This window comes from Halobacillus sp. K22, from assembly GCF_052246795.1.
Classification (GTDB): domain Bacteria; phylum Bacillota; class Bacilli; order Bacillales; family Halobacillaceae; genus Halobacillus.
Window position 1 is genome coordinate 86,811 of sequence record NZ_JBQQCN010000001.1, and the last position, 25,184, is coordinate 111,994.

Sequence of the window (25,184 nt, forward strand, 5' to 3'; positions counted from 1 at the left end):
AGGAGTTTTGCTCTGTGACAGAGTTTGAATTATTTAAGAATCAATATCCTTTTGACTTATTAGCTGAAGATGAGTTTGAAGAGGTATTCGGAAATGCTGTAGTAAAAGAATACAGCACGAATGAATTTATTATTCATGAGGACCAGTCCGACAATTCAATTGACATCCATTTCCTCACTTCTGGACTCGCGAATAATATTATGCATCGTTCGAATGGAAAACAGTTGTCTGTACGCTTTTATTATCCAGGGGATTTAATAGGGGTTATGATACTCCTAACCAGTGGCGAAATGAGGTTTTCCGTTCAGGCTTTAGAACCAGTGAAGACCATCTGTTTTGAGCGAGAATCCTTTTTAAAAGTGATGTCTAATAATACACAATTTTCAAAAGTCGTCATGGATGGTATCAGTAATTTAATGAAGAGTCTTTATGATGAAGTTAAATATAAAAGTTCGACTACTGATGATCAGGACGACCGTGACCTATATAAAAAGCGTGCCGACGCCTATATGGAACCCCCTACATTTATACATCCCGAGTCTTCCATTGAAAAGGCAGCTCGAATGCTACAACAGCAGAAAATTGAAGCTTTAATAGTAAGTGATGATCAAAAATCGATGCTTGGTATGATAGGGTACGGTGAAATCCTTCGGGCCTATTTCGAAAACGACCACAATAACCCTGTTAAGGCCTATATGTCTCAGGAAGCCTACGAAATTAACGAGCAAGAGTTCATCTATGACGCTCTTAGTTACTTGAAACACCACCCTACTGAAATCATTCCAGTACTTCATAAAGATAAAATTGTAGGTATCCTGCGCCAATCATCCTTTTTCACTATTAAAAACTCAGTTTATTTCGATCTTACCTATCGAATTTCTAATGCAACAACAATCCAAGAAATCATTGAACTTTCTCCAACCTATAACCAGAGGTTTCAAAAGTTCATCGCGAGCCTAATTGAGGATAATATGTTTGCCTACGATATTGCTGAGCTTATGACCAATTATAACGATCGTATTCATAAACAGGTTGTACAAATCGCTGAAGATGAAATGATTGCGGAAGGCTATGGCGCCCCCCCCATCAACTATTGCTTTTTGGTCATGGGAAGTGAAGGACGTAAAGAGCAGGCTTTTTCGACTGATCAGGATAATGGAATGATTTTAGCTGATTACAACCATTCCAAGCATAAAAACAGAATAAGTGATTATTTTGAGCGCTTTACTACAAAAATTAATGATATGTTAAATGAATGTGGATTTCCGTATTGTAATGGTGGAATTATGGCAAAAGAAGAGAAATGGCGTAAACAAATGACAGAATGGCATACGAATGTAGATACTTGGATAGAAAAAATGGATGCAGAGGAAATTCGTGACTTTACAATCTTTATGGATTTCCGGCCGATATTTGGAGATTATTCGCTCGCTTACGAGCTGAAAAAATATGTTACCAAAAGAGTACAGAAATCATTAAGTCTTCATCAGCTTCTAATGAAAGACACTCTTAGGTTCCGCGTCCCCGTCCAGCCTTTCGGACGCATATCGGGTGTTGGAAAAAAGCGCACTCTTAATTTGAAAAAATCTGCTATCATGCAGGTCGTTAATGCTGTGAGAATCTACAGCATGAAATACGGCATTGAAAACATCAATACCGTCAGCCGCCTGAACGCATTAGCTGAACATGAACGGTTCCACCCAAGAGATGTAGAGAATGCCAAAACTGCTCTTCACCGTTTAATGCTATTTCGATTAAAAGAAAACCTGAAGCAGCTGGAAAATGAAGAAGTTCTGTCCAATGATCTAAAACTCACTCAAATGAACAAAGAGGAGCGTCGTTCGCTGCGAGAAGCATTGATTATAGCAAAACGTCTTCAGCAGGTGCTGGAATTGAGTTATAACCGGAATAGGGTGATGTAATGCTACCTGTGGACCTCCAGATCTTAAAATATATTTTATTTGAAAAGCCTATTTACTATTATAAAATTAAACCTTATTTAAAGTGGAAGAGTTATGAAAATCTCCACCACCAGCTGCAAACAAACGAACCCGATTTTAGTATTACCAGGAAAAACCTTAATGAAGCAGATTATACTATTTTCGATCTCGAAACCACTGGGTTTCTTCCTGAGATCGGCCACGAAATCATCTCAATTGGTGCCGTAAGAATCAGCGGCCTTGATTCATGCTATCGCAAGAAACTTCATCAGGTTATCCGTCCAATCAGACCGGTAAACAAGCAGACATTGAGATTAACTGGTCTAAACAAAGAACGTCTTAAAAACTCGAGTCCTTTTATTGAGGGATTCCAAAATTTCCTAGATTTTAGTGAAGGGTCAATTCTGGTCGCTCATCCAGCAAAATTTGATATGAGATTTCTCCAAGCGATGTTAAAACGATGGAAACTGCCAGCTTACCATCCGCCGGTTCTTGATTCCCATTTAATGGCTCAATGGCTGTTTCCTGACATTAAACACCAGCTTGATCCACTGCTTAAACACCTCGGAATCGAAAAGCGCGAGCGCCACCATGCTTTAAACGATGCTATTATGACCTCTGAATTATTCACTCACCTCATGCGTTTAACAATGAATGAGGGAATAAACACAGCAGAAGAATTACAAAATTTGCTGCGTTGTCACAACTAAAAAAGTAAGGATTTGAATTCAAGAAAAATTAAGGGAATACATTATAATAGGAGTAAAAATAAAACGCACAGATCAACTATCTGTGCGTTTTTGTATGCTAATTGTAGCGCTTTTTAATTATTGTTCAAAAAAATTCTTGTAAAGGGATTGAACAGCGGCTGTAAGTGATTCAGATCTTACACCAAACATCATGGAGACTTCGGAAGACCCCTGGTTAATCATTTCAATATTAACCCCTGCCTCCTTAAAAGCTGTGGCAGCTTGGCTAGCTATCCCTACAGCCTGGTTCATACCTTCCCCAACAATCATAATCATAGCCATATCTCTCTCAATAAGTACCATATCAACATCCAATTCATCTTTGATCCGCTGAACCACTACTTCTTCCTTCTCTTTTGGAAGCTGATAATCCCTGAGAATGACAGACATATCGTCTATACCAGAAGGTGCATGTTCAAACGAGACCTCTTCATCTTCCAGAATCTGTAGTAAGCGGCGTCCAAACCCGATCTCTCTGTTCATTAAGAATTTACTTACATAAATATTTACAAAGCCATGGTCGCTTGCTATACCAACTACGTGACCTTCTCGGTCCGGCTGTTCTGCAACTATCATTGTTCCAGGAGCTTCTGGATTGTTGGTATTCTTTATGCATACTGGAATTTTTTCTCTGAAAGCCGGGATTAGCGCTTCATCATGAAAAACTGAAAACCCAGCATAAGATAATTCACGCATTTCCCTATAGGTAAGAGAAGTCAGCTGTTTTGGCTGATCTACAATTTTTGGATTCACACAATATACAGAATCTACATCCGTAAAGTTTTCATAAAGATCCGCTTTAACCCCAGCAGCTACTATGGCTCCCGTTATATCTGAACCGCCGCGAGAAAATGTAACTAGCTGTCCATTGGGAGTAAAGCCAAAGAATCCTGGGATAACTAAGACTCCTTCACGCTCTCTCAATTGATAAAGCCTCTCAAAACTCTCTTCGTGTACAAGAGCACCCCCCAATTGATTACGAACGATTATTCCTGCATCCTTAGGGTTAACATAAGACGCTTTTTGGTTTCTAGATGTTAAGAAGGCGCTTATCACTAAGGCCGATCCATCTTCACCGCAGGATTTCAAAGCATCCATCCCATGAGGTACACCCTCCTTAATCAAGTCCATTGCATCATCAATCTTAGATTGGACAGCCGTAAAGACTTCCTCTCGCAGATCAAGTTCATTAACATTACTGCGAAATCGATTTAATACTTGATCATAAACGTTTCTGTCAAAAGAAGCCCCACGTATTGACTCCCCAAGTTTGATGAGAAGATCCGTTACTTTTTCATCTCCACCATATCGTTTACCTGGTGCAGACACTACAATAACACTTCTTTCACTATCTGCTTCTATAATGTCCGTAATTTTTTTTATTTGTTCTGCATTAGCTACAGAACTTCCACCAAATTTCACTACCTTCATATGTAAACACCCCATTAATCAACAAAGTTACTAATAATTAAGAATTGTATCACAAATCAGCCTTAAAAATGAACCTAAATGGTTTAAAAACCTAAGTTATCATTTTTTATTTTTTCAAAATGGAAGCAAATCCCATAGTGAATGATGTATAATAGGTGCAGGTTTAAATATATGTAATTTTTTGGAGAAGGAGGTCAGAATTTGATGGTGTATAGAAGGGATGGTTTTGGTGGATCAAGATTTTATCCTGAAAACGGTGAAATAGAAATATTGTGTACATTTGTTGAAACGGGGCATCGCTATGTGATCCTTCAGTATTTAGAATTGCCTTTTAGTTATCGACTTATAAAAAGACATGGGATTCATCTGCTGGATGATAGAGCTCATCTTTGCCTAATTCCCTATCTAAATGCCATAGATCAAGGAGTATACGATAATCCTATCCTTGCTCATGATATACATAAGATAATGTCTTGAACTATCCCACTTACTCGCTCCTCTTTAAAGCGGAACCTTCCTAAGAGCACAAAACTAATGGTTTGTTCATTAATTAGGCTAGTCACGACATTTAAAAGAATATATAGGACGATGGTAGGTGATGGCCTCCACAGGACTTAAATCTCCAGGTTCTAACGGATAAGTTTATTAGGGAGTCTTCTGCCGAAATTGGATAAAATGAGTAAAGGTCAACTATCACCAAAACCTTCCTATAAGTAATGGTTAAAAAAATAAAAAACCTTCTATTATCGGATGGGTGAGCTTCACCCGATAATAGAAGGCTTGAGAAGGCGTTATTTAAAATTTTCTAATTTATTCTTTTAACACGAGTTACGAAGCCTTATGTTCTAACCGTAAACGATCTGCAACCATCGCAATGAATTCGCTGTTTGTCGGTTTGGCCTTTGTAGTCGAAATAGTGTAGCCGAATAAAGAAGATATAGCATCAATATTCCCACGATTCCAAGCAACTTCAATCGCATGACGAATAGCGCGTTCGACTCTTGAGGCTGTAGTATTATATTTTGTTGCGATGTCAGGATAGAGGACTTTTGTAATTGAGCCAAGTAGTTCAAGGTCACGGTAAACCATTGTAATCGCTTCACGTAAATATTGATATCCTTTGATATGAGCCGGGACACCAACTTCATGGATGATATGTGTGATACTGGTATCAAGATCAGGCTTTTTAGATTTGGTTGATGTGTAACTGCTGCCAAGTGCACGGTTAATCGGGTCTCCCGCATGCTTGATTTGTCTTACCTGTTCTCCAAGATGATCCAGGTCAAAAGGCTTCATCATAAAATAAGCAGCACCTAGTTCTACAGCTTTTTTAGTTACTTCTTCCTGGCCAAAAGCCGTGAGCATAATTACTTCAGGCTGTTTATCAAATTCTTTAAGCCTTCCAAGTACTGCCAGTCCATCTAAATGAGGCATAATAATATCTAGAATTAAAACCTCCGGCTGTTTCTCTTCCACCATCTGAAGACAATCCTTACCATTATAACTGGTACCAATCACATCAATATCATTTGTGTCATCAAAATATTCCTGAAGAAGTTTGACTAACTCCCTATTGTCATCTGCTAAACAAATTCGTGTTTTTTCCATTTACCTTCCTCCTTACAAAATTATCCTCTTCTGCTTGAATACATATATTCGACATTGAGGAAATCTATCCCTTTTCATTATAACAAATAAATTTCAAAAATAGATGATATCTTCAAAATGCTTAAAAATACTTACAAAATCGCAGTTATTCGACATTTATAATACACTTGTGTCGAATTTTGTCGAATAAAAAAAGGCTCTCTGAGAGCGCCTTTTTTTAACTTGCTTTTTGTTGTTTTTCATATATTTCAATACCGGCTTCTTGAAGCATCCACTCAATATGAACACCATATCCGCTAGTGGGATCATTAACGAACACATGAGTAACTGCACCAATAATTTTTCCATTTTGAATAATAGGGCTTCCACTCATTCCCTGTACAATTCCACCCGTCTTATCAAGCAAATCAGGGTCGGTAATTTTTACTATCATACCTTTTGTTACAGGGCTTTTCTTAGGCATGTTGCTGACAATTTCTACATCGAATGTCTGCATCTTATCTCCATCTAACACTGTAAGAATTTTAGCAGGACCTTCCTCTACCTGTTCAGCATATCCAACAGGCAGACCGTCAGGATACGTTTTATTATCCATAGATCCGTCCAATTCTCCAAAGATGCCAAAAGAAGTATTCTTAGTTATTGTTCCTAAACGATCATCTTTTATGGAGAATTTAGCCCGCTTCTCACCAGGCACTCCCTGACTTCCTTTTTCAATGGAAGTAACATGCGATCGTACAATAGTGCCTTCATGAATTTCAATTGGCTTTTTTGTATCCATATCTGAAATGACATGGCCTAAAGCTCCATATTTTTTACTATCTGGATGGTAGAACGTCATTGTTCCAATCCCAGCTGCAGAATCACGGATATATAATCCAATCTGATATTCGTTTTCTTGTTTGTTAAACGATGGATTTATCGTAGTGGTCATAATCTCTTTATTTCTTTTTAACGTAAATTCTATGGCTTTTCCATCTTTTCCTGCATCTTTTACCAGGGATGACAGATCCTCCATACTATTGAGTTCCTCACCATTTCCTTTTAACAAAATATCCCCGACTTGAACACGGGCGTCTTCACCTGGAGAGGTTTTCTCATCCGCTTCTCCCGTTACAAGGTGGTGTCCTACGACCAGGACTCCTTTTGTGTGTAATTCTACGCCTACCGATTGTCCACCAGGGATCAATCGGATATCCTTCATCTTTTTAATGTCCGTTTTCTTCAAAGGAACGCCGGCAAATTCATGAAAAACCTGGTTGTCATTTGTAGATGAAAATGCTGTCCAGGCCTCGTCAGGGTGACTCGAAACCGGTGCTGCCTCTATTTCATCAGAAGTACTTACTTTCACTTCTGTTGGAATAGCTAAATATTTCTGAAGGGGGCTGAATAAAGGTAATATAAGCATCAACAGCAGGAGAACAGAACCACATATATGTTTACTTGTCAACTTATAATTCAAGGGTTCAACACTCCTTATTACTCCAGTACCAACTTTCTTGGCTTACTTATAATGTGGTCTTCAAAGACAGTTTTTAAACAAGTATAAACTGAGTAAATATAGTACCGATTCCCTTGAAATGAAACATTCACCATAGTATAAATTAACGGATTAAGATAATCCTATTCCTGTCCCATTAAAAAAAACGTATGGATAAATCCATACGCTTATTTTCCCCAAATTATGGTCATATCATTTATTTAATTTATGTTTATGTGCCATTTCCAACAATTCTCTTGCATGTTCAAGTGTTGTCTCCGTTAATTCTGCTCCTGTAATCATTCGTGATAATTCATCAGCTTTTTCCTGATGGGATAATTCCGTAACTCCTGTGTAAGTACGATCATTATCCACCCGTTTCTCAATTCTTACATGAGTATCTGCCATGGCAGCCACTTGAGGTAAATGAGAAATACAAAGAACTTGCGACCCTTCTGATATACCATAAATTTTCTCAGCTATAGCTTGAGCTACACGCCCGCTTACTCCCGTGTCTACTTCATCAAAAATGACACTTGTTACTCCTTGATGTCGAGAGAATATACGTTTAAGAGCCAGCATAATTCTAGACATTTCCCCTCCGGAAGCTACTTTATGTATTTCTCTTAGAGGTTCACCTGGATTCGTTGTAATTAAAAATTTAACATAATCAAATCCGTTGGATTGTAGGCGTACTGGCTTACCATCTAATACTGGATCAGTTTGTCGCCCTTCTTTTATAGAGATATCAACATCGAAAGCAGCTTTTTCTAAATATAAATCCTTTAACTCGTCATGAATATAACCAGTCAACAATTCTGAAACACGCTTACGGGTATCATGAAGATCCTTTGCTTCTAATACCGCATCCTGCCCAAGTTCATCAATTTGACTCTCCATATTGGCAAGTCGTGAATCTTTATTTCTAATCTCATCGATTTCTTCTTCTATTCTAGATGCATATTCCAGCATCTCCTCCACGTCTGCACCATACTTCTTCTTTAAACGATTCAATTCATTCAACCTGGTTTCAATTTGATTTAACCGTTCAGGATCAAACTCCAAGTTCTCCATTTGTGAACTTAATTGAAAGGTTAATTCCTCGATTAAATAATAGGAATTGGAAAGTTCTTCAGACATTTTAGATAAACTATCGTCAAAGTCAGCTGTGCTTTCAAGAGAGGTCATAGCATGGCTTAGCCAATCAAGGCCTTTTTGCTCTCCATAAAGAGAATAATAAGCGTCATGGATGCCTTGATAAATCTTTTCATAATTATTTAATTTGGTTCGCTCTTCACTTAACTCCTCGTCTTCTTTCGGCTGAAGTTCAGCTTCCTGGAGTTCTCGAAGCTGGAAATCTAATAGATCAAGACGCTGAGCCATTTCCTGTTCATTTTCGCTCAGTTCTTTATATCGATTCACTAACGTACGATATTTTTCATATACCCTTCGATATTCCTGCATCGAGGACTTCATTTCAGAGGATGCAAACAAATCCAGAAGTTCAATGTGCCTTTCTGGATCCATTAGCGATTGCGTCTCATGTTGACTATGGATATCAATCAGAGTCCGGCCAAATTCTTTTAGTATTCCGAGAGTTACTAATTTACCATTAACCCGGCAAATACTTTTCCCTTGGTGGGTAATGGCACGGTTAAGTACAACCATTCCGTCTTCACTAATATCTACACCGAATTGTTCGGTCTTGTTGTGAATAGGATGGTCCGGTTCTACAGTAAATAAACCTTCAATTTCAGCTTTTTTTGCTCCATGACGTACAAACTCAACAGATCCTCTTCCACCGGATAATAATTGAATAGCATCAATGATAATTGACTTACCCGCACCTGTTTCACCTGTTAATACTGTCAAACCTTCTTTAAAAGTGATTGAAATATGATCGATGATTGCAAAATCACGAATTGATAATTCAGTTAGCATGAAACGCTCCACCTCAGTTATAGCATATTTAGCAATTGTTCACTTATAGTTTCAGTCTGTTGCTCACTTCGGCAGATGATGAGACAAGTATCATCCCCGCAAATTGTACCCATTATTTCTTCCCATTCTAGATTATCTACAAGTGCTCCAACAGCATTCGCATTACCAGGAAGTGTTTTTAGAATGATAAAGTGTCCTGCTCGATCTATACTAACGAAAGCATCCATCATTAAGCGCTTGAGCTTTTCAAACGGGTTGAAGCGTTGATCCGCCGGGAGACTGTATTTGTAACGGCCATCCATCATTGGCACTTTCACAAGATGCAGTTCCTTAATATCACGGGAAACTGTCGCCTGTGTTACGTTATAACCCATTCCCTTTAATCGATCCACCAGTTCATCTTGTGTTTCAATATCATCATTGGTAATCAACTCTCGTATCTTTATGTGACGCTGTCCCTTGTTCATGGTAATCCTCCGTTTCAAAAACCATCCAAAGTAAAAGGGCTATTAAAAAAGCCCCTTCAAACCTGTTTTATCCATTGTGTGCTTCATGCGCGTTTTTAACCACGTCATCCACCTCAGCCTTGGTTAGTTCCATTCTGGCCCCATCAAGACAAAGATGTACTAAAAATTCTATATTTCCATCTCCTCCTGTAATAGGAGAAAAGGTTAATCCCTTCGAAGAAAAGCCATGCTGTTTAGCGAATCCGAGAATATTATGAATGACATCAGTATGAACCTTGGCATCTTTTACAATCCCTTTTTTGCCAACCTGTTCCCGACCTGCTTCAAATTGAGGTTTAATGAGTGCTGCCACATCTCCTCCTAGAATTAGGAGCTTGGCAAGAACAGGCAGAATAATACGCAGAGAAATAAATGATACATCGATAGATGCGAATTCAGGTTGGCCATAAGCTAAATCTTCCATTGTTACATAACGAAAGTTTGTCCGTTCCATCACTAGGACTTGAGGGTGGTTTCTCAATCCCCAGTCAAGCTGATTATAACCAACATCTATCGCATAGCTCATTTTAATCCCGTTTTTTAGACCACAATCAGTAAAGCCCCCCGTAGATGATCCAATGTCAATCATTACCTTATCTTTAACATCAATATTAAATTCTTTGAGAGCTTTTTCCAGTTTAAGCCCACCTCTGCTTACATAAGGAATAGCTTTCCCTTTTACCGTGATCGGAAGGTCTTCATCTACTTTTACTCCAGGTTTGTCCAGACGTTCTTGTTCTGAAAAAACCAGCCCGGCCATTATTGTGCGTTTTGCCTTTTCTCTTGTTTCAATATATCCTTTTTCCACTAATAAAACATCTAAACGAATTTTTCTTCCCATTTATTAAGCCCTCTGCTGTTTAGTCGGAATCATTTCTTTTAAATTTTCAATTATTTTTTCCTTCGTTAAACCGATTTCTTCCCACAGTTCAGGTACATTTCCATGTTCTATAAAACGATCTGGAACGCCCATACGTCTTATCCATTGAGACCTGTACCCTTCTTCTGCCGCAAATTCCAAGACACTAGACCCAAAGCCACCTTGTAGCACTGCTTCCTCAACAGTAAGTACAGGAATGTCTTTTTTCATAAGATCATGAAGCATGGAATTATCCAGAGGTTTCATAAATCTGGCATTCACAACACACACAGATAGCCCTTCTTCTTCAAGCTGTTCACTTGCTTCTAGAGCCATTTTGATTGTCGTCCCAAAAGTTAGAATAACTCCGTCTTTTCCATCTTTAAGAACTTCCCAGCTGCCAATCGGGATGGTGTGGAGTTCTTCATCTACATTCACGCCTTCCGCATTACCCCGAGGGTACCGTATAGCAATTGGGCCATCATCATACTTAACCGCGGTATGCACGAGATGTTGAGCCTCATTTTCGTCTTTTGGCATGGAAATGACCATATTAGGAACGGAGCGGAGGAAGGATATATCAAACACCCCCTGATGGGTTTCACCGTCGGCTCCAACAAGTCCGGCACGATCAATACCAAAAATCACATTCAGGTTTTGTCTGGCAACATCGTGAATAACTTGATCGTATCCCCTTTGGAGGAAGGTTGAATAAATAGCCAGGAAGGGTTTCATGCCCTGGGTAGCCAAACCTGCCGATAGTGTAGTAGCATGCTGTTCTGCAATACCTACATCATATAATCGATCAGGAAACTCCTCACCGAATTTTTCAAGTTTAGATCCAAGAATCATAGCAGGCGTTACAGCGACAATGCGGTTATCTGTACGTGCTTCTTTGCTTAGCGCTTCACTAATTACAGAACTCCACGCCGGAGGAGCTGAAGATGGTTTTATTTTTTCTCCAGATTCAATCTTATAAGGGCCTACACCGTGCCATTTATCTTTAACGTCATTTTCAGCTGGGTGATACCCTTTGCCTTTTTGAGTCATAACGTGAACAATGACTGGACCCTCGGTTTTTTTCGCATAGTTTAAGTTTTCCATCAGATCTTCAAAATCATGTCCGTCTACCGGACCGTAGTAAGTAAAGCCAAGTTCCTCAAAGAACATTCCCGGCACAACGAAATATTTCATACTATCTTTTAAACGCTCTGCGGCTTGAGCAATTCTTCCACCCACGGCAGGAATCTTCTTAAGCAGCCATTCCAAATCATCTTTAGCACGATTGTACTTCCCTGCACTTCTCATTCGTCCTAAAGCTCCATGAAGAGCGCCGACGTTCTTAGCTATCGACATTTCATTATCATTAAGGATAACGGTTACGCTCTTTTTCTCATGACCAATATGGTTCAGTGCTTCAAGAGCCATTCCTCCCGTCAATGCACCATCCCCAATTACCGGGAGGATAGAATGGTCTTCATTTTTTAAATCACGTGCAATCGCCATCCCCATAGCAGCGGATAAGGAGGTAGAACTGTGCCCTGTTTCCCAAATGTCATGTTCACTCTCAATCCTTTTTGGAAAACCGCATAAACCTCTATACTTTCGTAATGTACTGAATTGGTCTCCGCGCCCAGTAAGTATCTTATGAATATAAGACTGATGCCCGACATCCCACAACAACCGGTCCTGCGGGCTGTTATAAACTTTATGCAGAGCAAGTGTAAGCTCTACCACACCCAGGTTAGCGCCTAAATGCCCACCCGTAGTGGCAAGATTGCCAATTAAAAACTGTCGCATTTCCTCTGCTAAATCTTCAAGTTGTTTTGTGTTCATTTCCTTCAGTAGTGAAGGATTATCAATTTTACTCAGATCCATTAATGGACCCCCTTGTAATTATCTTGTTTTTTTATTGGATGACGACGCGCTTGATAAGATCCTGATTTTTGTAGTTGACTCCAGCCATGCAATGACTCTTGCGGCGAAGAAAATGATTTTAGTTGAGGAGTTAATGGCAAAGAATTTACCTAATGCTTTGCCACCTACAGTAAGTGCCGCTACTATACTCGTTAAAATTACAGATATCGTAATCTGTACTGTAGAACCATCATTGTATCCTAATACGTTTACCACTTGCAGAACTACAATCGCTGATGCCGTCCCACTTACTATACCAGAAATATCTCCAATAACATCGTTACAAAAACTAGCAAACCTATCAGCGTTCCTAACGATAATGATGGCTTCCTTTGCTCCTGATACTTTTTCTGATGCCATCGCGTGGAAAGGCTTCTCATGAGCAGCTGCGGCTGCTATTCCTAACATATCAAATATAACACCTGTGAACACAATAATGAAAACGATAACAAGCCCAATAAACCATATAACTTCACTTAAAACGGAAGATGATATAACTGAAAAAATAGCCGCTAACACGAATGTGATAACGGCAATACTTAAACTGAATTTTAAGGATTTTTTTAATTTATTGTCCATTCTCAACCTCTATATCCTTTAATTGACTTCATTATGTAGCGAAAGGAATGGTCACGTAACAGGTAAAAATTGCGGCTTAGGTCTAGTAGGTTTTCCCAATTAAGCACCGAGTGTCACCACTCTGGCGGTTCCCCTTTAAGCTCAACTCAGCTCCGTTTCCGAAAGCTGGACTAGATTGCCACTTAGTCCGCACTATAATTCCTGTTACATGTACTAAATAGAACAGCCTAGGGGATTTCCCCAACAGCCTTTAACCGATCCTTAGCCTCTTTTGCAGTTCTGATTTCATGTAGCTTACACATCAAGTCTTCAGTGGCCATCCGAAGTACTATGACATTCATTAACTATAATCCCCTCAGAACCACTCAAGGCAGGCTACGCTGCGCATATAGATATTACTCCATATACTGCAGGTTCATACCCCATTCCATAAGGACCCCTGGCTCAGGGATCCTTACAGAGATGGGCCTCCGCGGAAGCAGGGTCAACGCCCACATGCCTTTGTGGATCGCCCTGCAACCTTAACTCCCAGCATCGACCCAAGGCTGGGCGCCTCAAGCCAACACAAGGAACTTCATCGATATGCCCTTTGGCGGATTTTTAGGCCCGCCTTCAGGACCGGAGGGCCGACTAGAATACTGCACCATTCCTTACTAATCATAATATATCACATTCTAAATCCGTGCTCAATCTAAAACGTTTTTAATGATCGCGACTGCTTAAATAGTGGATGAGCTCAGATAAAATCGTCTGGTTTACACCTGCGTTTTTAAGTGCAGCTTGAGCCGTTTCCACATAAGATTCCATTTGCTCACGAGCTCCGATAAGACCTAGCAACTGGGGGTAAGTACTCTTTCTATTGCCTTCATCACTACCAACGGGTTTCCCAATTTTTTCAGCATCACCTGTTACATCTAAAATATCGTCCTGAATTTGAAAAATCAGCCCCAGGGCTACCCCCATTTTATTCATTTCTTCGAATTTTTCATCTGAAGCATTTCCGAGAAACGCGCCTGCAATAATAGCAAATTTCAACAACTTACCAGTCTTTTTTTTGTGAATATTCTCTAACTCTTCAAGTGATATTTGTTTGTCTTCGCTGAGCATGTCCTGCATTTGACCTTCAACCATACCTGAGGCGCCGCTGGCTTTGGATAATTCTTGTATCAGAAAAACCCTTTCCCGATCATTAAGCTCTTGATCATTCACAATAATTTCAGAACTTAAGGTAAGTAGCGCGTCTCCAGCAAGAATAGCTGTGGCCTCATCAAAGCGGCGGTGGCTCGTGGGTAACCCTCTTCGGAAATCATCATTATCCATCGCAGGAAGATCATCATGAATCAAAGAATAGGTGTGGATCATTTCAAGTCCGCAGGCAACAGCCATGGCCTTATCGGCTTTTGCACCAAAAGCTTCAGCTGTAGCTAATAAGAGAATAGGACGTAATCTTTTTCCACCCGCTTCAATGGAGTAAAGCATAGCATCCTGAAGCCGGCCAGGAACGGTATAATCCCTTACATAGTGAATTAATTGCTCATTGATCAGCTGCCGCTTCTCTAACAGATAATCTGATAAAATCACAGTCATTCTTCTTCCTGGATAGAGAAAGATTCAAATTCGCCGTGTTCGTTCAGGATCTGCTGCATTTGATTTTCTACATTTCCTAATTTTTCACTGCAGATTTTAGACAGCTTCATGCCTTCTTGATAATACTGTATAGCTTTTTCAAGCGGCACTTCTCCTGTTTCCAATTTTTCAACCAGTTCTTCCAGCTGCTTCATTGCTTCTTCAAAACTCAGCTGCTTTTCTTTTTCGCTCATTCTTCATCCTCCTCTACGTCCAAAACTTCACAATTGATGGTACCATCGTGAACTTTCAAGGCTAACCTTGCACCTTGTTTTACGTGACTTGTTTCTTTAACAACATTTCCATCTTCTTTAAATGGGATAGCGTATCCTCGCTTCATAATTTCTAGCGGGTTCAGCAAAGATAATTTATCAAGACGATTATGAAACTGATCTTTTTTAGAATTTAATGCTTCTTTAAAGCGAAGCTGTAATTGCCTGGTCTGTTTGTTCAATCGGTCTTTACTTTCTTTAATTTGAGTCCCTGGACCCTGCTGCTTTAACCGATTACGAATATTCTTCCATTTTTCAGTCTGCTGTGAGTGGATCAGTTTCATCTGCATGGAGTGTCTTTCCATCATACGATCCAGGTCCTGTTCTTTCTGACGCAGCAGCTGTTCTGGATATTTAAAAGCGTAAGACTTTTGTAACCTATTCAGTCTTTGTCTGTCTTCTACTGATCTGGACTCCATGAACCGCATGAGGCGGTGCTTCAATGAACGAACATTGTCTTGCAGTTCTATTAAGGAAGGAACCGCCAGCTCTGCTGCACCTGTAGGTGTAGCGGCTCTCAGGTCTGCTGCAAAATCACTAATTGTCGTATCCGTTTCATGGCCAACAGCGGAAATAACAGGAATAGAAGAATCAGCAATGGCTCTTGCGACAATTTCCTCATTAAAGCCCCATAAGTCTTCAATCGAGCCCCCTCCACGCCCAACAATCAAAACATCACAATCAAGGTTATGATTGGCATATTGAATGGCGTTGGCCACTGATGTGGCTGCTCTTTCACCTTGAACGAGGACAGGAAGAATTGAGACGGGGACCACAGGATATCTACGTTTAATGGTCGTTAAAATATCTCTGACAGCTGCTCCTGTAGGTGAGGTAATAACACCAATGTGGTTTGGATAAGCAGGAATGTTTTTTTTACGTTCTAATGCGAAAAGGCCCTCTTGTTCAAGTTTTTCCTTTAATTGCTCAAATGCTAAGTACAACGCGCCAATTCCATCAGGCTGCATTTCTTTTATATAAAGTTGATACTGTCCCATCGGCTCATAAACATTTATTTCGCCTTTAATGAGAACATTCATTCCATTCTCGGGGTTGAATTTAAGGCCTCGATTGTTACCTGCAAACATGACAGCTTGAATCCTTGCAGCATCATCTTTTAAAGATAAGTACATATGCCCCCGACTATGGTGCTTGAAGTTTGAAATTTCTCCCCTAAGCCAGACGGTCTTTAGATGTGGATCTCCCGAAAGTTTACGCTTAATGTATTTAGTGAGTGCCGTTACCGTAAGATATTGGTCGTTCACACGAAAGTCCCCTTACTGATTATTGTGTATTCGTTTTGCAGCTTTAATCGTGTTGTGTAAGAGCATGGTGATGGTCATCGGTCCTACTCCTTTAGGTACAGGAGTGATGTAAGAAGCTTTTTGACGAGCGGATTCAAATTGTACATCCCCAGTCAATTTCCCCTCTACGCGATTTACACCCACATCAATTACGACAGCTCCTTCGCTAATATCATCCGCCGAAATTAAACCTGGTTTTCCGGCAGCCACAATTAATATATCCGCTTTTTTCGTGTGCTCCCGTAAATTTTTTGTACGGGAATGGCAATGAGTTACGGTAGCATTTTCATTTAGCAAAAGCTGTCCTACCGGTTTGCCAACGAGATTACTTCTCCCAATGATTACTACGTGCTTTCCTTCCAGACTGATATCTGCCCGCTCAAGCATCACCAAAATCCCGTAAGGAGTACAAGGGTAAAACGTCTCCTGTCCTGTCATCATCTTACCCACATTACTAGGATGGAAGCCATCTACATCTTTTTTCGGATCTATGGCTTCAATTACTTTTTGGTCTGCAATTTGGGAAGGCAAAGGCAGCTGAACCAGAATTCCATGAACAGTTTGATCCTGGTTCAGCCTTTCGATAAGTTCTAACAGTTCTTGTTCTGATGTCGTTTCCGGCAGTTCAATTAATTCGGAGTCCAGTCCTACTTTTTCAGAGGCTCGTTGTTTCCCTCTTACATATGACATAGATGCCGGGTCCTCTCCTATAATAACCACTACTAGTTTCGGATGAATTCCGTTTTCCTTTAATCCCTTAACTTCTTCTTTCATCTCTTCCCTAAGCTCTTCGGCCAATTGTTTTCCATAAATTACTTCAGCTGACATTTCGCATCCCCCTTGCTTATATTTAGATCATTTTAGAGAGTACACCATTCACGAACTTTCCGGATTCTTCCTCACCGAAAATCTTCGCTAATTCTACGGCTTCATTGATCGCTACTTGTGATGGAACATCTTCATTGTACTTTATTTCGTAAGCTGCCATTCTTAAGACCGTTTTTTCTACCTTCGGAAGTCGAGAAAAGGTCCAATTTACCAGGTTGTCCGAGATCCATTGGTCAATCTCTGTCTGATGATTTGCTACACCGTGTACCAAATCATGCATAAAAGCATCGACCACAGGCTCCTCAATTACATGTTGAATCGCTTCCTCGATATCGATCTCACTATTGTTGATTTGAAAAAGCGCCTGAAAAGCCTTTTCTCGTGCTGCACGTCGTTTCATGTTCATTCTCCTTTTAGGTAATATCCGTTTGCATAATAACATTTTAGTACAATAAAAGCCATTCCAACCTGAGGATTCAGAAACTCAATTTAGAAGATGAAAAGGCCGGAAAGGGAAATGGCTCCCTTTTCCGGCCTCCTGCTAAACTTCTTCACCGATGATTTCGTCTTCCTTCGCTTCAATTTGTACTCCTACAATATGGACATTTATTTCATTGATCTCAAGTGCTGTCATATTTTTGAGTGCTTGACGAGTATTGTCCTGTATTTTTTGAGCCGTATCGGGAATTGAAATTCCGTAGTCCATAACAACATAGGCATCTATAAGTATTCCACCTTCTGTAAGCTCTACTTTAACACCTTTACCATGGTCTTTTTTTCCCAGACGCTCAACAACTCCAGAAGCGAAATTACCACGCATGGAAGCTACACCGGCTACTTCAGAAACTGCTATACCGGCAATTACTTCTATGACTTCAGGAGCAATCTCGATATTACCAAGTGTCGATCCATCCGTCACATTCAACAATTGCTTCTCACTCACAATGACCACTCCTTTTATTCTTCATCCTTCATTATAGTATATTTCTCAAGAAACATTGTGTTAAAGTCTCCGCCCACAAAAATTTCATGCTCCATCATACGCTGATGGAATGGAATTGTTGTGTGCACTCCTTCTATAATAAATTCATCCAGCGCTCGTTTCATCCTTTGGATCGCCTCGTCGCGATCTCGTCCATAAGAGATGAGTTTAGCTACCATTGAATCATAATAAGGAGGAATCATATACCCTGGATAAGCAGCAGAATCAACACGTACTCCAAACCCGCCCGGAGGAAGATACATATCAATACGCCCCGCTGAAGGCATGAAGTTCTTGAATGGATCTTCTGCGTTAATACGGCATTCAATCGCCCATCCCTCAAACTTGATCTCTTCTTGGGTAAAGGAAAGTTTTTCATTGTTAGCAATTAAGAGCATCTCTTTAATTAAGTCCACACCTGTTACCATCTCTGTTACAGGATGCTCGACTTGTATTCGAGTATTCATTTCCATAAAGTAGAATTCTTTCTCTTCTTTATCAAAAATGAACTCTACAGTCCCAGCTCCCGAATAATTAACAGCAAGTGCTGCTTTTACCGCAGCATCACCCATTTGTTCACGAATGTCCTCAGTAACTGCTGGAGAGGGTGTTTCTTCAATGAGTTTCTGTAACCTTCTCTGGATCGTACAGTCACGTTCTCCCAAGTGTACGGCATTTCCATGATTATCTGCCAGCACCTGAATTTCTACGTGACGGAAGTTTTCAATATATTTTTCAATATAGACTCCAGGATTGCCAAAGGCGGTTTCAGCTTCCTGCTGGGTCATACGAATGCCCGTTTTAAGATCATCTTCATCGCGTGCCACTCGTATTCCTTTTCCACCTCCACCGGCTGTTGCTTTAATAATTACAGGATAACCAATCTCTTCCGCAATTTTTAAGCCTTCCGCTTCATCCTTAATGATACCTTCCGACCCCGGAACAATAGGTACACCTGCTTCTCTCATCGTTTCACGTGCGACATCCTTTGTACCCATTTTCTGAATGGCATAGGAAGAGGGTCCAATAAACGTAATATTACACTCTTCACACATTTCAGCGAACTCAGCATTCTCTGAAAGAAAACCATACCCAGGATGAATGGCATCTGTTTCCGAAAGTGTAGCTACACTCATGATATTCGTATAATTCAAATAACTATCTTTACTTAATTTAGGCCCTACACAGTATGCTTCATCAGATAACTGAACGTGAAGAGCCTCTTTATCTGCCTCAGAATAAACCGCCACCGTTTCGATACCCATTTCTTTACAGGCGCGGATAATTCGAACAGCTATTTCCCCTCTATTGGCTATTAAAACTTTTTTAATCAAAATCTCATCCCCCGTTACTTAGACTTTACGCGGAATAATGGTTGTCCGTATTCTACAAGTTCACCGTCTTCTGCAAGAATCTCGACGATTTCCCCGCTGACTTCCGCTTCTATTTCGTTAAATAACTTCATTGCCTCTACAATACAAACCACGCTGTCTTCTTTCACTTGATCTCCAACCTGAACGTAAGCTTCCTGGTCTGGAGAAGGTGATTGATAAAAGGTTCCTACCATAGGAGAAGTAACTTCGGCATCGTAATCAGTTCCCTGCTGCTCGCTCTTACTGGCTTCTTCCGGTTCCGCTTTTTCCTGTACTTCCTGCTTAGCAGGCTCACTCTTCTGTTCTTGCACAGAGACTGACGGAGCAGACTCCTGTACTTTTACAGGTTCTGCAGCTGCCTGGCCTTGTTCCTTTTTCATAGATACTTTAGTTCCGTTAGATTCATAACAAAATTCATCAATGTTTGATTGATCAATGAGTTTAATTAATTCACGTATTTCCTGGACCTTTAACATAGTTGGCACTCCTTTATGTACATAGCTTTTTTATAACTGGTATTAATAATTCCTCTTAACATTTTACGACAGAATACCACTTGACTGCAACTTCCCGGTTGGAAGCGGTTTTATTTTTAACCTGTTCGTGTTTATAAAAACAGGGCATTAGTCCCCGTTTCACTATATAATAAGTTATAAAAAAAGCCCCCTGACATTTTGGTCAGGGGGCTTTCCATCAGTTAGAAGGCTGGAATTGTACTTGGACGCGTTTTTCTCCAAATTCATCTGAGACCATTTGGATAATTTGATTGGTTTCAGATTTTGATAACTCATCAGCTTTTAAGGTTACATGGACCACATCTTCTTCTGCTCGAACTAATACATCTTCATATGGAGCACTCGCTTGGATAGTATTTTCTAATATAGACTCTTTTGATTGATTTTCTTTAATTGTTTCCATTCTTTCTAAGGCTTCATTTTTTTCTTCTGTCGTAAAATTACTCGAAGCTACAATCTCCGATAGCTGTTCTTGAAGCTGATCTCTCTCATTTAGTTTTTCTAAACGGATAGCGGCGAATAGCTCTTCCGTTGAAACCTGTGAAATAACGGAACCGTCAGCAGAGGTTTCAACCCCTTCTACATTCTCTTCACTCTTTCCATCTTCATTCACTTCTGTCCAGCCATCTTCCTGAATAAAGGCCATTTCTCCATTATCAGGGGACGTCATATAATAGACACTTAATACAATTAACAGACTCAACATCGTAAGTAACCAAACGGTTTGTTTTTTAACCAAGAGAACCCCTCCTTATTGTTTAGGCAAGACAGAAATCCGATGACTGGGTACGTCTAACACTCTTGAGACAGCTTCGACCACCCACCCTTTAACTTGAATTTGATCGACCCCCTTAGCGGTGACGAATACACCACTGACCTCTGGTTTGGTCGTTTTAGTGAGTAAAGGAACTTCACGGTCTCCTTGTCGGACCAGGACTAACTGCTGTTCCTTTGAATAATCTTCAATCTCTCTTTCCCCCCCATTCTTATCTGTTTCCTTCGTGGTCTGCTTTCCTATAATTAAATTTTTGTCATACACTTTTTCATGAGTAGCTGATAGATTAATCATAATATCCACAGAACTTACGCCTTCAATGTTCTCAAGAAGTGGTTTTAACTGTTCCTCATATCCCTTTTCCAATTGGTTTATGGAGTCGGTTAATTCGGGTGAATCACCTGCCTCAGAAGATACAGTGGATTTTTCCGCCGTTTCACCTTGCGAAGGCGGGGCGGGTTCATTACTTTGGAACCAGTTACTAGAGAGAATGATCAGAACTCCGATTAATCCAAGACCTATGAAATACTTAGGTTTATTGATTTTTTTTCCTTCTTTAGAAGTCAAAGGTTCTAATAATTTACTCCACCATTTATTCATCCTCTTCCTCCCAGCGGATTTCTATTTGTTCTTTTTCTAATTCCAAGTATTGGGAGACCCAGTTTTGAATGCTTTCCAGCTGCTTATCCTCCTTCGGTGCCTGTTTCTCCATGATGGATATAGAAACATCTTCCACGGACTTACTTTCTTCAAGAGGTTTTATAGTCAGCACCAGCTTGTCCAGTGAATCCATTTGGTAGGGTTCTTGAAGAAAACTTATCTCCAGGTCAACCAGCTGTAAATTCTGCTCTTCTTTAAGCGGGTCTTGAAGCTCAGCTGCCAGTGATTGGGTAACTTGTTCTAATTTATATGCATCTTGTCCTTCAAGTATTTCTTTTTTCTTTTCTTCAATACTATTGTCGAGTGAATCGACTTCCATCTCTTCATTCATCGTGTACTCTGCTTGTTTCAATATCTGATCAGGATTTAAATTCAATAGTTGTAATAGGGGACCCAGAAATATTAATAAGAGAAGTACAGACAGGACTAGACGAGCGTATTTCTTCATTAATCCTGATGGAAGAAGAGCATCAGCAACAATCGCTAAAAGGAGAAATAAAACAATTCTTGTAATCCACTCTATAAAAAGGTTCATCATCCCCACCCTTATCTAACCATCATGGTAATATTACTGGCTGCCACCATGATGACAATGACTAGAAAGAACATCATGGAAACCATTAATAAGGCGGCAAACACATACATGATGTGTCTGCTTATTACATCCATAGCTCGTATGATGGGACCATCCCCTAACGGTTGCAACAAAGCAGCGGCTATCTTATAGATAAGTGCAATAGCAAAAACTTTAAGAGCCGGAAATATGGCGATTCCCAGTAGTATAACTACTCCCGCAATTCCCAGCGTATTTTTCAATACAAGAGAGGCACCTAATATGGTGTCTGTGGCATCGGTAAACAAACGACCCACCACCGGGACAAAATTTCCTGTTACGAATCTTGCCGTCTTCATCGTTACGCCATCCTGAACAGCTGTGACTGTTCCCTGTACAGATATAACGCCTAGAAAGATCGTTAAAAAAATCCCCATGATTGCCAAGCCTGTTTTCCTTAACAACTCTGCCAGCTGATCAACTTTATATGTCTCATTGAGCGACCCAATAATCAGTAGCAAAGCAGAGGAAGTAAACAAAGGAATTAAAAGAAATTTCACAAGAAGACCACTGGACTGCACTAGAGCGACTATAATCGGATGGAAAAAGGAAATAGACATTAAATGGCTGAAAGAAGCCATAATCCCCAGTAAAAGAGGGAGCAGTCCGATCATAAAGCTGCTCATTCTATCAATTGCATCTATCGTGTACTCAATAACCTGCCTGAAACTTTCCAGAGCGAGGGTAAGCAGAACGAGATAGACGACTAAATAAGCGATTTTACTTATTACTGGATTTTCGAAAGAATTCTGAACCGATTGTAGTAATGTACTGAATAGAGTTAAAAATAATAACGAGGCAAGTAATTTACCATTTAACATTAATTCCTGAAAAAAGAATTGAAGAATTCCCGAGAACCAGTCCGACGTCTTCATTGAGCCTTCATTTTGAATGTATTCACGAAAGTTTTTCATATTGAAGGAAGGCATGTAATCTCCATAATCCTGATCGAGCTGCTCCCAGCTTTCCTCGAGCTCTTCAGTAGAAATATAATCCAACATGGAAGGAGCTGCATCGGGATTTTGGGAAGCCGATGAGATCAAAGGAAAACAGAGGATGCCAAGGAGTAAACAGACTATGAAAGATAAACGTTTCATTTCCTACCTCGCTATCTTATCCTAAGTATCCAGGAATAAAGTTTAAAATGGTCTCTATTACTGCCGTTACTATAGGAATTGCAAGCATTAATATGAATAATTTTCCAGCCAGTTCAACTTTAGAAGCTAAGGAATTCAAACCAGCATCTCTGATTAATTGAGCTCCAAATTCTGCAATATATGCGATTCCTATAATCTTCAAAATAGTCTTAAAGTAAATGGGTTCCACCTGAGCTTGCTCAGCCATATAGGAAAGAAGCGTAAATATATGTTTGACCTGATCCAAAATGGATAAGAAGATAATGATTACGGTAAACAAAAGGAGCAGGAAAGCGGCCGAAGATTTATGCTCTTGTAATAAGATAATTAACAAGGCCGCTACTAGTCCTAAAGATACAATTTGTATAATATCCATAAATTCCTACCCTTGGTATAGAAAAACTGATTTAATTTCCTGAAATAAATCAGCGAGTCGGTATAAAACGATAAACAGGACAATAATGAATCCTGTGAGCGTAACCGCCTGCGCAATCTCCTCTTTTCCCATTTGCTTTAAAATACTGTGTATCATCGCGACAATGATTCCTACACCGGCAATTTGAAAAAGAATCGTAGCATCTTGAAGCACAATGACTCTTCCCCCTTTATATAATTAATATTATGACGAGCAGTCCGCTTAATACCCCCATTCCACGGGCCATTCTCTGGTACTGATCGACGCCTTCCAAAGCTTCCTGAAGTTCTCGATCTAAGTGGTGGAGCGTTAATTGAATTTGTTTCTGCTGCTGTTCCAGATCGTGCTGGCCTAATGTGCGTCCAAACTGTGTCAAAATCTCCCATTCGCTTTTCCCCATTGCATTCGACGCCCAATGCTTTTTCAAACGAGCTTCCCATAAGAAAGCAAAATCTGAACAGGGTTCTTGATCCTGGTTGATTTTTTCAAAAAACTGAGAGGTAGGCGGAGGTAAGTGTTTTGCTAAACTCTCACAAACTTCCCATAAGGAGGACTGCCCATAGACCATTTCTGCTTCAATCATTTGTAAGGCATTTTTCCATTGCCGGACATGACCTGGTCTTTGCTTAAACCGGGCAGCGATATCAAAACCTGCCAATGTAGTTACAGTCAATATGAGTACGGCCCCGATCCACTCCATTTAATTCCCTTCCTTTCCAATGAGCTATGGGTAGTCCACACTCATCTAAAATGGAAACGGACCCCGCGTTATTTGGGCTTAACCTTTCGAGAACAAGGTATCGTTCAAAGACCCCTTCTTCTATCAATTCTTTAGCAGACGGCCGTTTCTTTACATTTGTTAAACTGGTTCCATGAATGCTGCAGATAACCTCAACCCCAGTAAAAGTGGCTTCCCTAATCGCATTCGCATCTGCTATCCCGCCAATTTCATCGACAATCATTACTTCCGGAGACATCGAACGTATCATCATCATCATGCCTTCGGCTTTTGGACAGGCATCCATGACATCTGTGCGTTCACCTACCTCAAGCTGAGGAATTCCGCGGAGACTGGCCGCTATTTCAGACCGTTCGTCCACAATGGCCACTTTACATGCATGCTGATTTTGATAATCGGAACCGATCCTTTGGGCCAACTCCCTAAGCAAAGTCGTTTTGCCTGAATGCGGAGGACCTATAATCAAAGTGCTTGCCCATCTGCCATCTTGGTACAAATAGGGAATCAGTTGATTAACTTGTCCAACTGTATTCTTGGCCACACGAATATTCATGAAGGCAATATGTTTTAGTGTCTCAATCCGATTGTTTACCGTATTTGCCTTTCCGGCCATCCCTACTCGATGACCTCCCTGAATAGTTATGAAGCCTTCTTTTAATTCATCTTTAAATCGGTAGAGGGAAAACTGACTGATTTGATTCAGCACATATGATAAATCAACAGATGTAACAAGCGGACCCTCTATCACTGCAGTTTGCCTGGCATCAAGAACCTCAATTTTTCGATTGATTCTCAAGCGAATTTCTTGAGCTGTCTTCCAATTCACTTTCCTTTTTAAGAGGATTTGGAAGTGATCGGGAAACAACCTGATAATCTCCTCCATCCTACTCTGCTCCTTTAATTGGTTTACTTCATATGTATGTTCTATCTCATCCC

General features: G+C 40.2%; 27 protein-coding genes. 3 read left to right on the forward strand and 24 right to left on the reverse strand.

Annotation, left to right across the window (positions count from 1 at the left end):
* The first annotated feature begins 14 nt into the window (after window positions 1–14).
* Complete coding sequence (locus ACTWPM_RS00425; protein WP_443131098.1) at window positions 15–1,922, forward strand: DUF294 nucleotidyltransferase-like domain-containing protein; 1,908 nt, start codon at window positions 15–17, stop codon at window positions 1,920–1,922.
* A complete protein-coding gene (locus ACTWPM_RS00430; protein WP_443131099.1) occupies window positions 1,922–2,650 on the forward strand; it encodes a 3'-5' exonuclease in 729 nt (242 codons plus the stop codon). The genes ACTWPM_RS00425 and ACTWPM_RS00430 overlap by 1 nt, the downstream gene beginning before the upstream one ends.
* A gap of 117 nt (window positions 2,651–2,767) precedes the next feature.
* Here ACTWPM_RS00430 and ACTWPM_RS00435 read toward each other — a convergent pair whose 3' ends face one another.
* Window positions 2,768–4,120 carry an aspartate kinase gene (locus ACTWPM_RS00435; RefSeq protein WP_443131100.1) on the reverse strand — a complete coding sequence of 451 codons (1,353 nt, stop codon included), beginning with the start codon at window positions 4,118–4,120 and terminating at the stop codon, window positions 2,768–2,770.
* A 201-nt stretch (window positions 4,121–4,321) separates the two neighbouring features.
* Here ACTWPM_RS00435 and ACTWPM_RS00440 point away from each other — a divergent pair, with 201 nt between their 5' ends.
* Window positions 4,322–4,597 (forward strand): hypothetical protein, encoded by a 276-nt coding sequence (locus ACTWPM_RS00440; RefSeq protein WP_443131101.1) that lies wholly within the window; start codon window positions 4,322–4,324, stop codon window positions 4,595–4,597.
* Between the two features lie 351 nt (window positions 4,598–4,948).
* Here the strand turns inward: ACTWPM_RS00440 and spo0A are convergent, their stop codons facing one another.
* From spo0A to spoIIIAA, 23 genes are all read right to left on the reverse strand, one after another.
* The gene (gene spo0A, locus ACTWPM_RS00445) at window positions 4,949–5,728 is read right to left on the reverse strand and encodes a sporulation transcription factor Spo0A (protein ID WP_443131102.1); all 780 of its coding nucleotides are present in this window, start codon (window positions 5,726–5,728) and stop codon (window positions 4,949–4,951) included.
* Window positions 5,729–5,945: 217 nt separating this feature from the next.
* The gene (gene spoIVB, locus ACTWPM_RS00450; RefSeq protein WP_443131103.1) at window positions 5,946–7,190 is read right to left on the reverse strand and encodes a SpoIVB peptidase; all 1,245 of its coding nucleotides are present in this window, start codon (window positions 7,188–7,190) and stop codon (window positions 5,946–5,948) included.
* A 231-nt stretch (window positions 7,191–7,421) separates the two neighbouring features.
* Window positions 7,422–9,149 carry a DNA repair protein RecN gene (recN, locus tag ACTWPM_RS00455; protein ID WP_443131104.1) on the reverse strand — a complete coding sequence of 576 codons (1,728 nt, stop codon included), beginning with the start codon at window positions 9,147–9,149 and terminating at the stop codon, window positions 7,422–7,424.
* Window positions 9,150–9,166: 17 nt separating this feature from the next.
* Window positions 9,167–9,616: a transcriptional regulator AhrC/ArgR gene (ahrC, locus tag ACTWPM_RS00460; RefSeq protein WP_443131105.1), complete on the reverse strand. Its 450-nt coding sequence runs from the start codon at window positions 9,614–9,616 to the stop codon at window positions 9,167–9,169.
* Between the two features lie 67 nt (window positions 9,617–9,683).
* On the reverse strand, window positions 9,684–10,496 hold the full coding sequence (locus tag ACTWPM_RS00465) for a TlyA family RNA methyltransferase (RefSeq protein ID WP_443131106.1): 813 nt from the start codon (window positions 10,494–10,496) through the stop codon (window positions 9,684–9,686).
* A gap of 3 nt (window positions 10,497–10,499) precedes the next feature.
* Complete coding sequence (dxs, locus tag ACTWPM_RS00470) at window positions 10,500–12,392, reverse strand: 1-deoxy-D-xylulose-5-phosphate synthase (RefSeq protein WP_443131107.1); 1,893 nt, start codon at window positions 12,390–12,392, stop codon at window positions 10,500–10,502.
* A gap of 18 nt (window positions 12,393–12,410) precedes the next feature.
* Window positions 12,411–13,010, reverse strand: a complete 600-nt coding sequence (locus ACTWPM_RS00475) for a hypothetical protein (RefSeq protein ID WP_443131317.1) — start codon at window positions 13,008–13,010, stop codon at window positions 12,411–12,413.
* 702 nt (window positions 13,011–13,712) lie between these two features.
* A complete protein-coding gene (locus tag ACTWPM_RS00480; protein ID WP_443131108.1) occupies window positions 13,713–14,597 on the reverse strand; it encodes a polyprenyl synthetase family protein in 885 nt (294 codons plus the stop codon).
* Complete coding sequence (locus ACTWPM_RS00485) at window positions 14,594–14,830, reverse strand: exodeoxyribonuclease VII small subunit (protein WP_443131109.1); 237 nt, start codon at window positions 14,828–14,830, stop codon at window positions 14,594–14,596. Before ACTWPM_RS00485 ends, ACTWPM_RS00480 begins: the two co-directional genes overlap by 4 nt.
* Entirely contained in the window at window positions 14,827–16,173 is a 1,347-nt protein-coding gene (xseA, locus tag ACTWPM_RS00490; RefSeq protein ID WP_443131110.1) for an exodeoxyribonuclease VII large subunit, read from the reverse strand. The genes ACTWPM_RS00485 and xseA overlap by 4 nt, the downstream gene beginning before the upstream one ends.
* Window positions 16,174–16,185: 12 nt before the next feature.
* Window positions 16,186–17,040 (reverse strand): bifunctional methylenetetrahydrofolate dehydrogenase/methenyltetrahydrofolate cyclohydrolase FolD, encoded by an 855-nt coding sequence (gene folD / locus ACTWPM_RS00495; RefSeq protein WP_443131111.1) that lies wholly within the window; start codon window positions 17,038–17,040, stop codon window positions 16,186–16,188.
* Between the two features lie 22 nt (window positions 17,041–17,062).
* Window positions 17,063–17,440: a transcription antitermination factor NusB gene (gene nusB / locus ACTWPM_RS00500; protein WP_443131112.1), complete on the reverse strand. Its 378-nt coding sequence runs from the start codon at window positions 17,438–17,440 to the stop codon at window positions 17,063–17,065.
* Between the two features lie 141 nt (window positions 17,441–17,581).
* Window positions 17,582–17,983, reverse strand: coding sequence for an Asp23/Gls24 family envelope stress response protein (locus ACTWPM_RS00505; RefSeq protein ID WP_443131113.1), 402 nt, complete (start codon window positions 17,981–17,983; stop codon window positions 17,582–17,584).
* Window positions 17,984–17,997: 14 nt separating this feature from the next.
* On the reverse strand, window positions 17,998–19,356 hold the full coding sequence (accC, locus tag ACTWPM_RS00510; protein WP_443131114.1) for an acetyl-CoA carboxylase biotin carboxylase subunit: 1,359 nt from the start codon (window positions 19,354–19,356) through the stop codon (window positions 17,998–18,000).
* A 14-nt stretch (window positions 19,357–19,370) separates the two neighbouring features.
* Window positions 19,371–19,871: an acetyl-CoA carboxylase biotin carboxyl carrier protein gene (gene accB / locus ACTWPM_RS00515; protein WP_443131115.1), complete on the reverse strand. Its 501-nt coding sequence runs from the start codon at window positions 19,869–19,871 to the stop codon at window positions 19,371–19,373.
* 217 nt (window positions 19,872–20,088) lie between these two features.
* Complete coding sequence (locus tag ACTWPM_RS00520; RefSeq protein ID WP_443131116.1) at window positions 20,089–20,649, reverse strand: SpoIIIAH-like family protein; 561 nt, start codon at window positions 20,647–20,649, stop codon at window positions 20,089–20,091.
* 12 nt (window positions 20,650–20,661) lie between these two features.
* Window positions 20,662–21,285 carry a stage III sporulation protein AG gene (spoIIIAG, locus tag ACTWPM_RS00525; RefSeq protein ID WP_443131117.1) on the reverse strand — a complete coding sequence of 208 codons (624 nt, stop codon included), beginning with the start codon at window positions 21,283–21,285 and terminating at the stop codon, window positions 20,662–20,664.
* Window positions 21,278–21,880: a stage III sporulation protein AF gene (gene spoIIIAF, locus ACTWPM_RS00530; RefSeq protein WP_443131118.1), complete on the reverse strand. Its 603-nt coding sequence runs from the start codon at window positions 21,878–21,880 to the stop codon at window positions 21,278–21,280. The genes spoIIIAG and spoIIIAF overlap by 8 nt, the downstream gene beginning before the upstream one ends.
* Window positions 21,881–21,891: 11 nt before the next feature.
* On the reverse strand, window positions 21,892–23,055 hold the full coding sequence (gene spoIIIAE, locus ACTWPM_RS00535) for a stage III sporulation protein AE (protein ID WP_443131119.1): 1,164 nt from the start codon (window positions 23,053–23,055) through the stop codon (window positions 21,892–21,894).
* 16 nt (window positions 23,056–23,071) lie between these two features.
* Window positions 23,072–23,470, reverse strand: coding sequence for a stage III sporulation protein AD (spoIIIAD, locus tag ACTWPM_RS00540; RefSeq protein WP_443131120.1), 399 nt, complete (start codon window positions 23,468–23,470; stop codon window positions 23,072–23,074).
* Window positions 23,471–23,476: 6 nt separating this feature from the next.
* Window positions 23,477–23,683, reverse strand: a complete 207-nt coding sequence (gene spoIIIAC / locus ACTWPM_RS00545; RefSeq protein WP_014643720.1) for a stage III sporulation protein AC — start codon at window positions 23,681–23,683, stop codon at window positions 23,477–23,479.
* A 16-nt stretch (window positions 23,684–23,699) separates the two neighbouring features.
* On the reverse strand, window positions 23,700–24,209 hold the full coding sequence (gene spoIIIAB, locus ACTWPM_RS00550; protein WP_443131121.1) for a stage III sporulation protein SpoIIIAB: 510 nt from the start codon (window positions 24,207–24,209) through the stop codon (window positions 23,700–23,702).
* Window positions 24,154–25,131 carry a stage III sporulation protein AA gene (gene spoIIIAA, locus ACTWPM_RS00555; RefSeq protein ID WP_443131122.1) on the reverse strand — a complete coding sequence of 326 codons (978 nt, stop codon included), beginning with the start codon at window positions 25,129–25,131 and terminating at the stop codon, window positions 24,154–24,156. Before spoIIIAA ends, spoIIIAB begins: the two co-directional genes overlap by 56 nt.
* Window positions 25,132–25,184: the final 53 nt, after the last annotated feature.

Bases quoted from the DNA above. Each gene is read 5' to 3' on its own strand.
- ACTWPM_RS00430 (WP_443131099.1), top strand. From the start codon at position 1,922: ATGCTACCTGTGGACCTCCAGATCTTAAAATATATTTTATTTGAAAAG.
- ACTWPM_RS00435 (WP_443131100.1), bottom strand. From the start codon at position 4,120: ATGAAGGTAGTGAAATTTGGTGGAAGTTCTGTAGCTAATGCAGAACAA.
- spo0A (WP_443131102.1), bottom strand. From the start codon at position 5,728: ATGGAAAAAACACGAATTTGTTTAGCAGATGACAATAGGGAGTTAGTC.
- recN (WP_443131104.1), bottom strand. From the start codon at position 9,149: ATGCTAACTGAATTATCAATTCGTGATTTTGCAATCATCGATCATATT.
- ahrC (WP_443131105.1), bottom strand. From the start codon at position 9,616: ATGAACAAGGGACAGCGTCACATAAAGATACGAGAGTTGATTACCAAT.
- ACTWPM_RS00465 (WP_443131106.1), bottom strand. From the start codon at position 10,496: ATGGGAAGAAAAATTCGTTTAGATGTTTTATTAGTGGAAAAAGGATAT.
- dxs (WP_443131107.1), bottom strand. From the start codon at position 12,392: ATGGATCTGAGTAAAATTGATAATCCTTCACTACTGAAGGAAATGAAC.
- ACTWPM_RS00475 (WP_443131317.1), bottom strand. From the start codon at position 13,010: ATGGACAATAAATTAAAAAAATCCTTAAAATTCAGTTTAAGTATTGCC.
- ACTWPM_RS00480 (WP_443131108.1), bottom strand. From the start codon at position 14,597: ATGACTGTGATTTTATCAGATTATCTGTTAGAGAAGCGGCAGCTGATC.
- ACTWPM_RS00485 (WP_443131109.1), bottom strand. From the start codon at position 14,830: ATGAGCGAAAAAGAAAAGCAGCTGAGTTTTGAAGAAGCAATGAAGCAG.
- folD (WP_443131111.1), bottom strand. From the start codon at position 17,040: ATGTCAGCTGAAGTAATTTATGGAAAACAATTGGCCGAAGAGCTTAGG.
- nusB (WP_443131112.1), bottom strand. From the start codon at position 17,440: ATGAAACGACGTGCAGCACGAGAAAAGGCTTTTCAGGCGCTTTTTCAA.
- accB (WP_443131115.1), bottom strand. From the start codon at position 19,871: ATGTTAAAGGTCCAGGAAATACGTGAATTAATTAAACTCATTGATCAA.
- spoIIIAG (WP_443131117.1), bottom strand. From the start codon at position 21,285: ATGAATAAATGGTGGAGTAAATTATTAGAACCTTTGACTTCTAAAGAA.
- spoIIIAF (WP_443131118.1), bottom strand. From the start codon at position 21,880: ATGAACCTTTTTATAGAGTGGATTACAAGAATTGTTTTATTTCTCCTT.
- spoIIIAE (WP_443131119.1), bottom strand. From the start codon at position 23,055: ATGAAACGTTTATCTTTCATAGTCTGTTTACTCCTTGGCATCCTCTGT.
- spoIIIAD (WP_443131120.1), bottom strand. From the start codon at position 23,470: ATGGATATTATACAAATTGTATCTTTAGGACTAGTAGCGGCCTTGTTA.
- spoIIIAB (WP_443131121.1), bottom strand. From the start codon at position 24,209: ATGGAGTGGATCGGGGCCGTACTCATATTGACTGTAACTACATTGGCA.
- spoIIIAA (WP_443131122.1), bottom strand. From the start codon at position 25,131: ATGGAGGAGATTATCAGGTTGTTTCCCGATCACTTCCAAATCCTCTTA.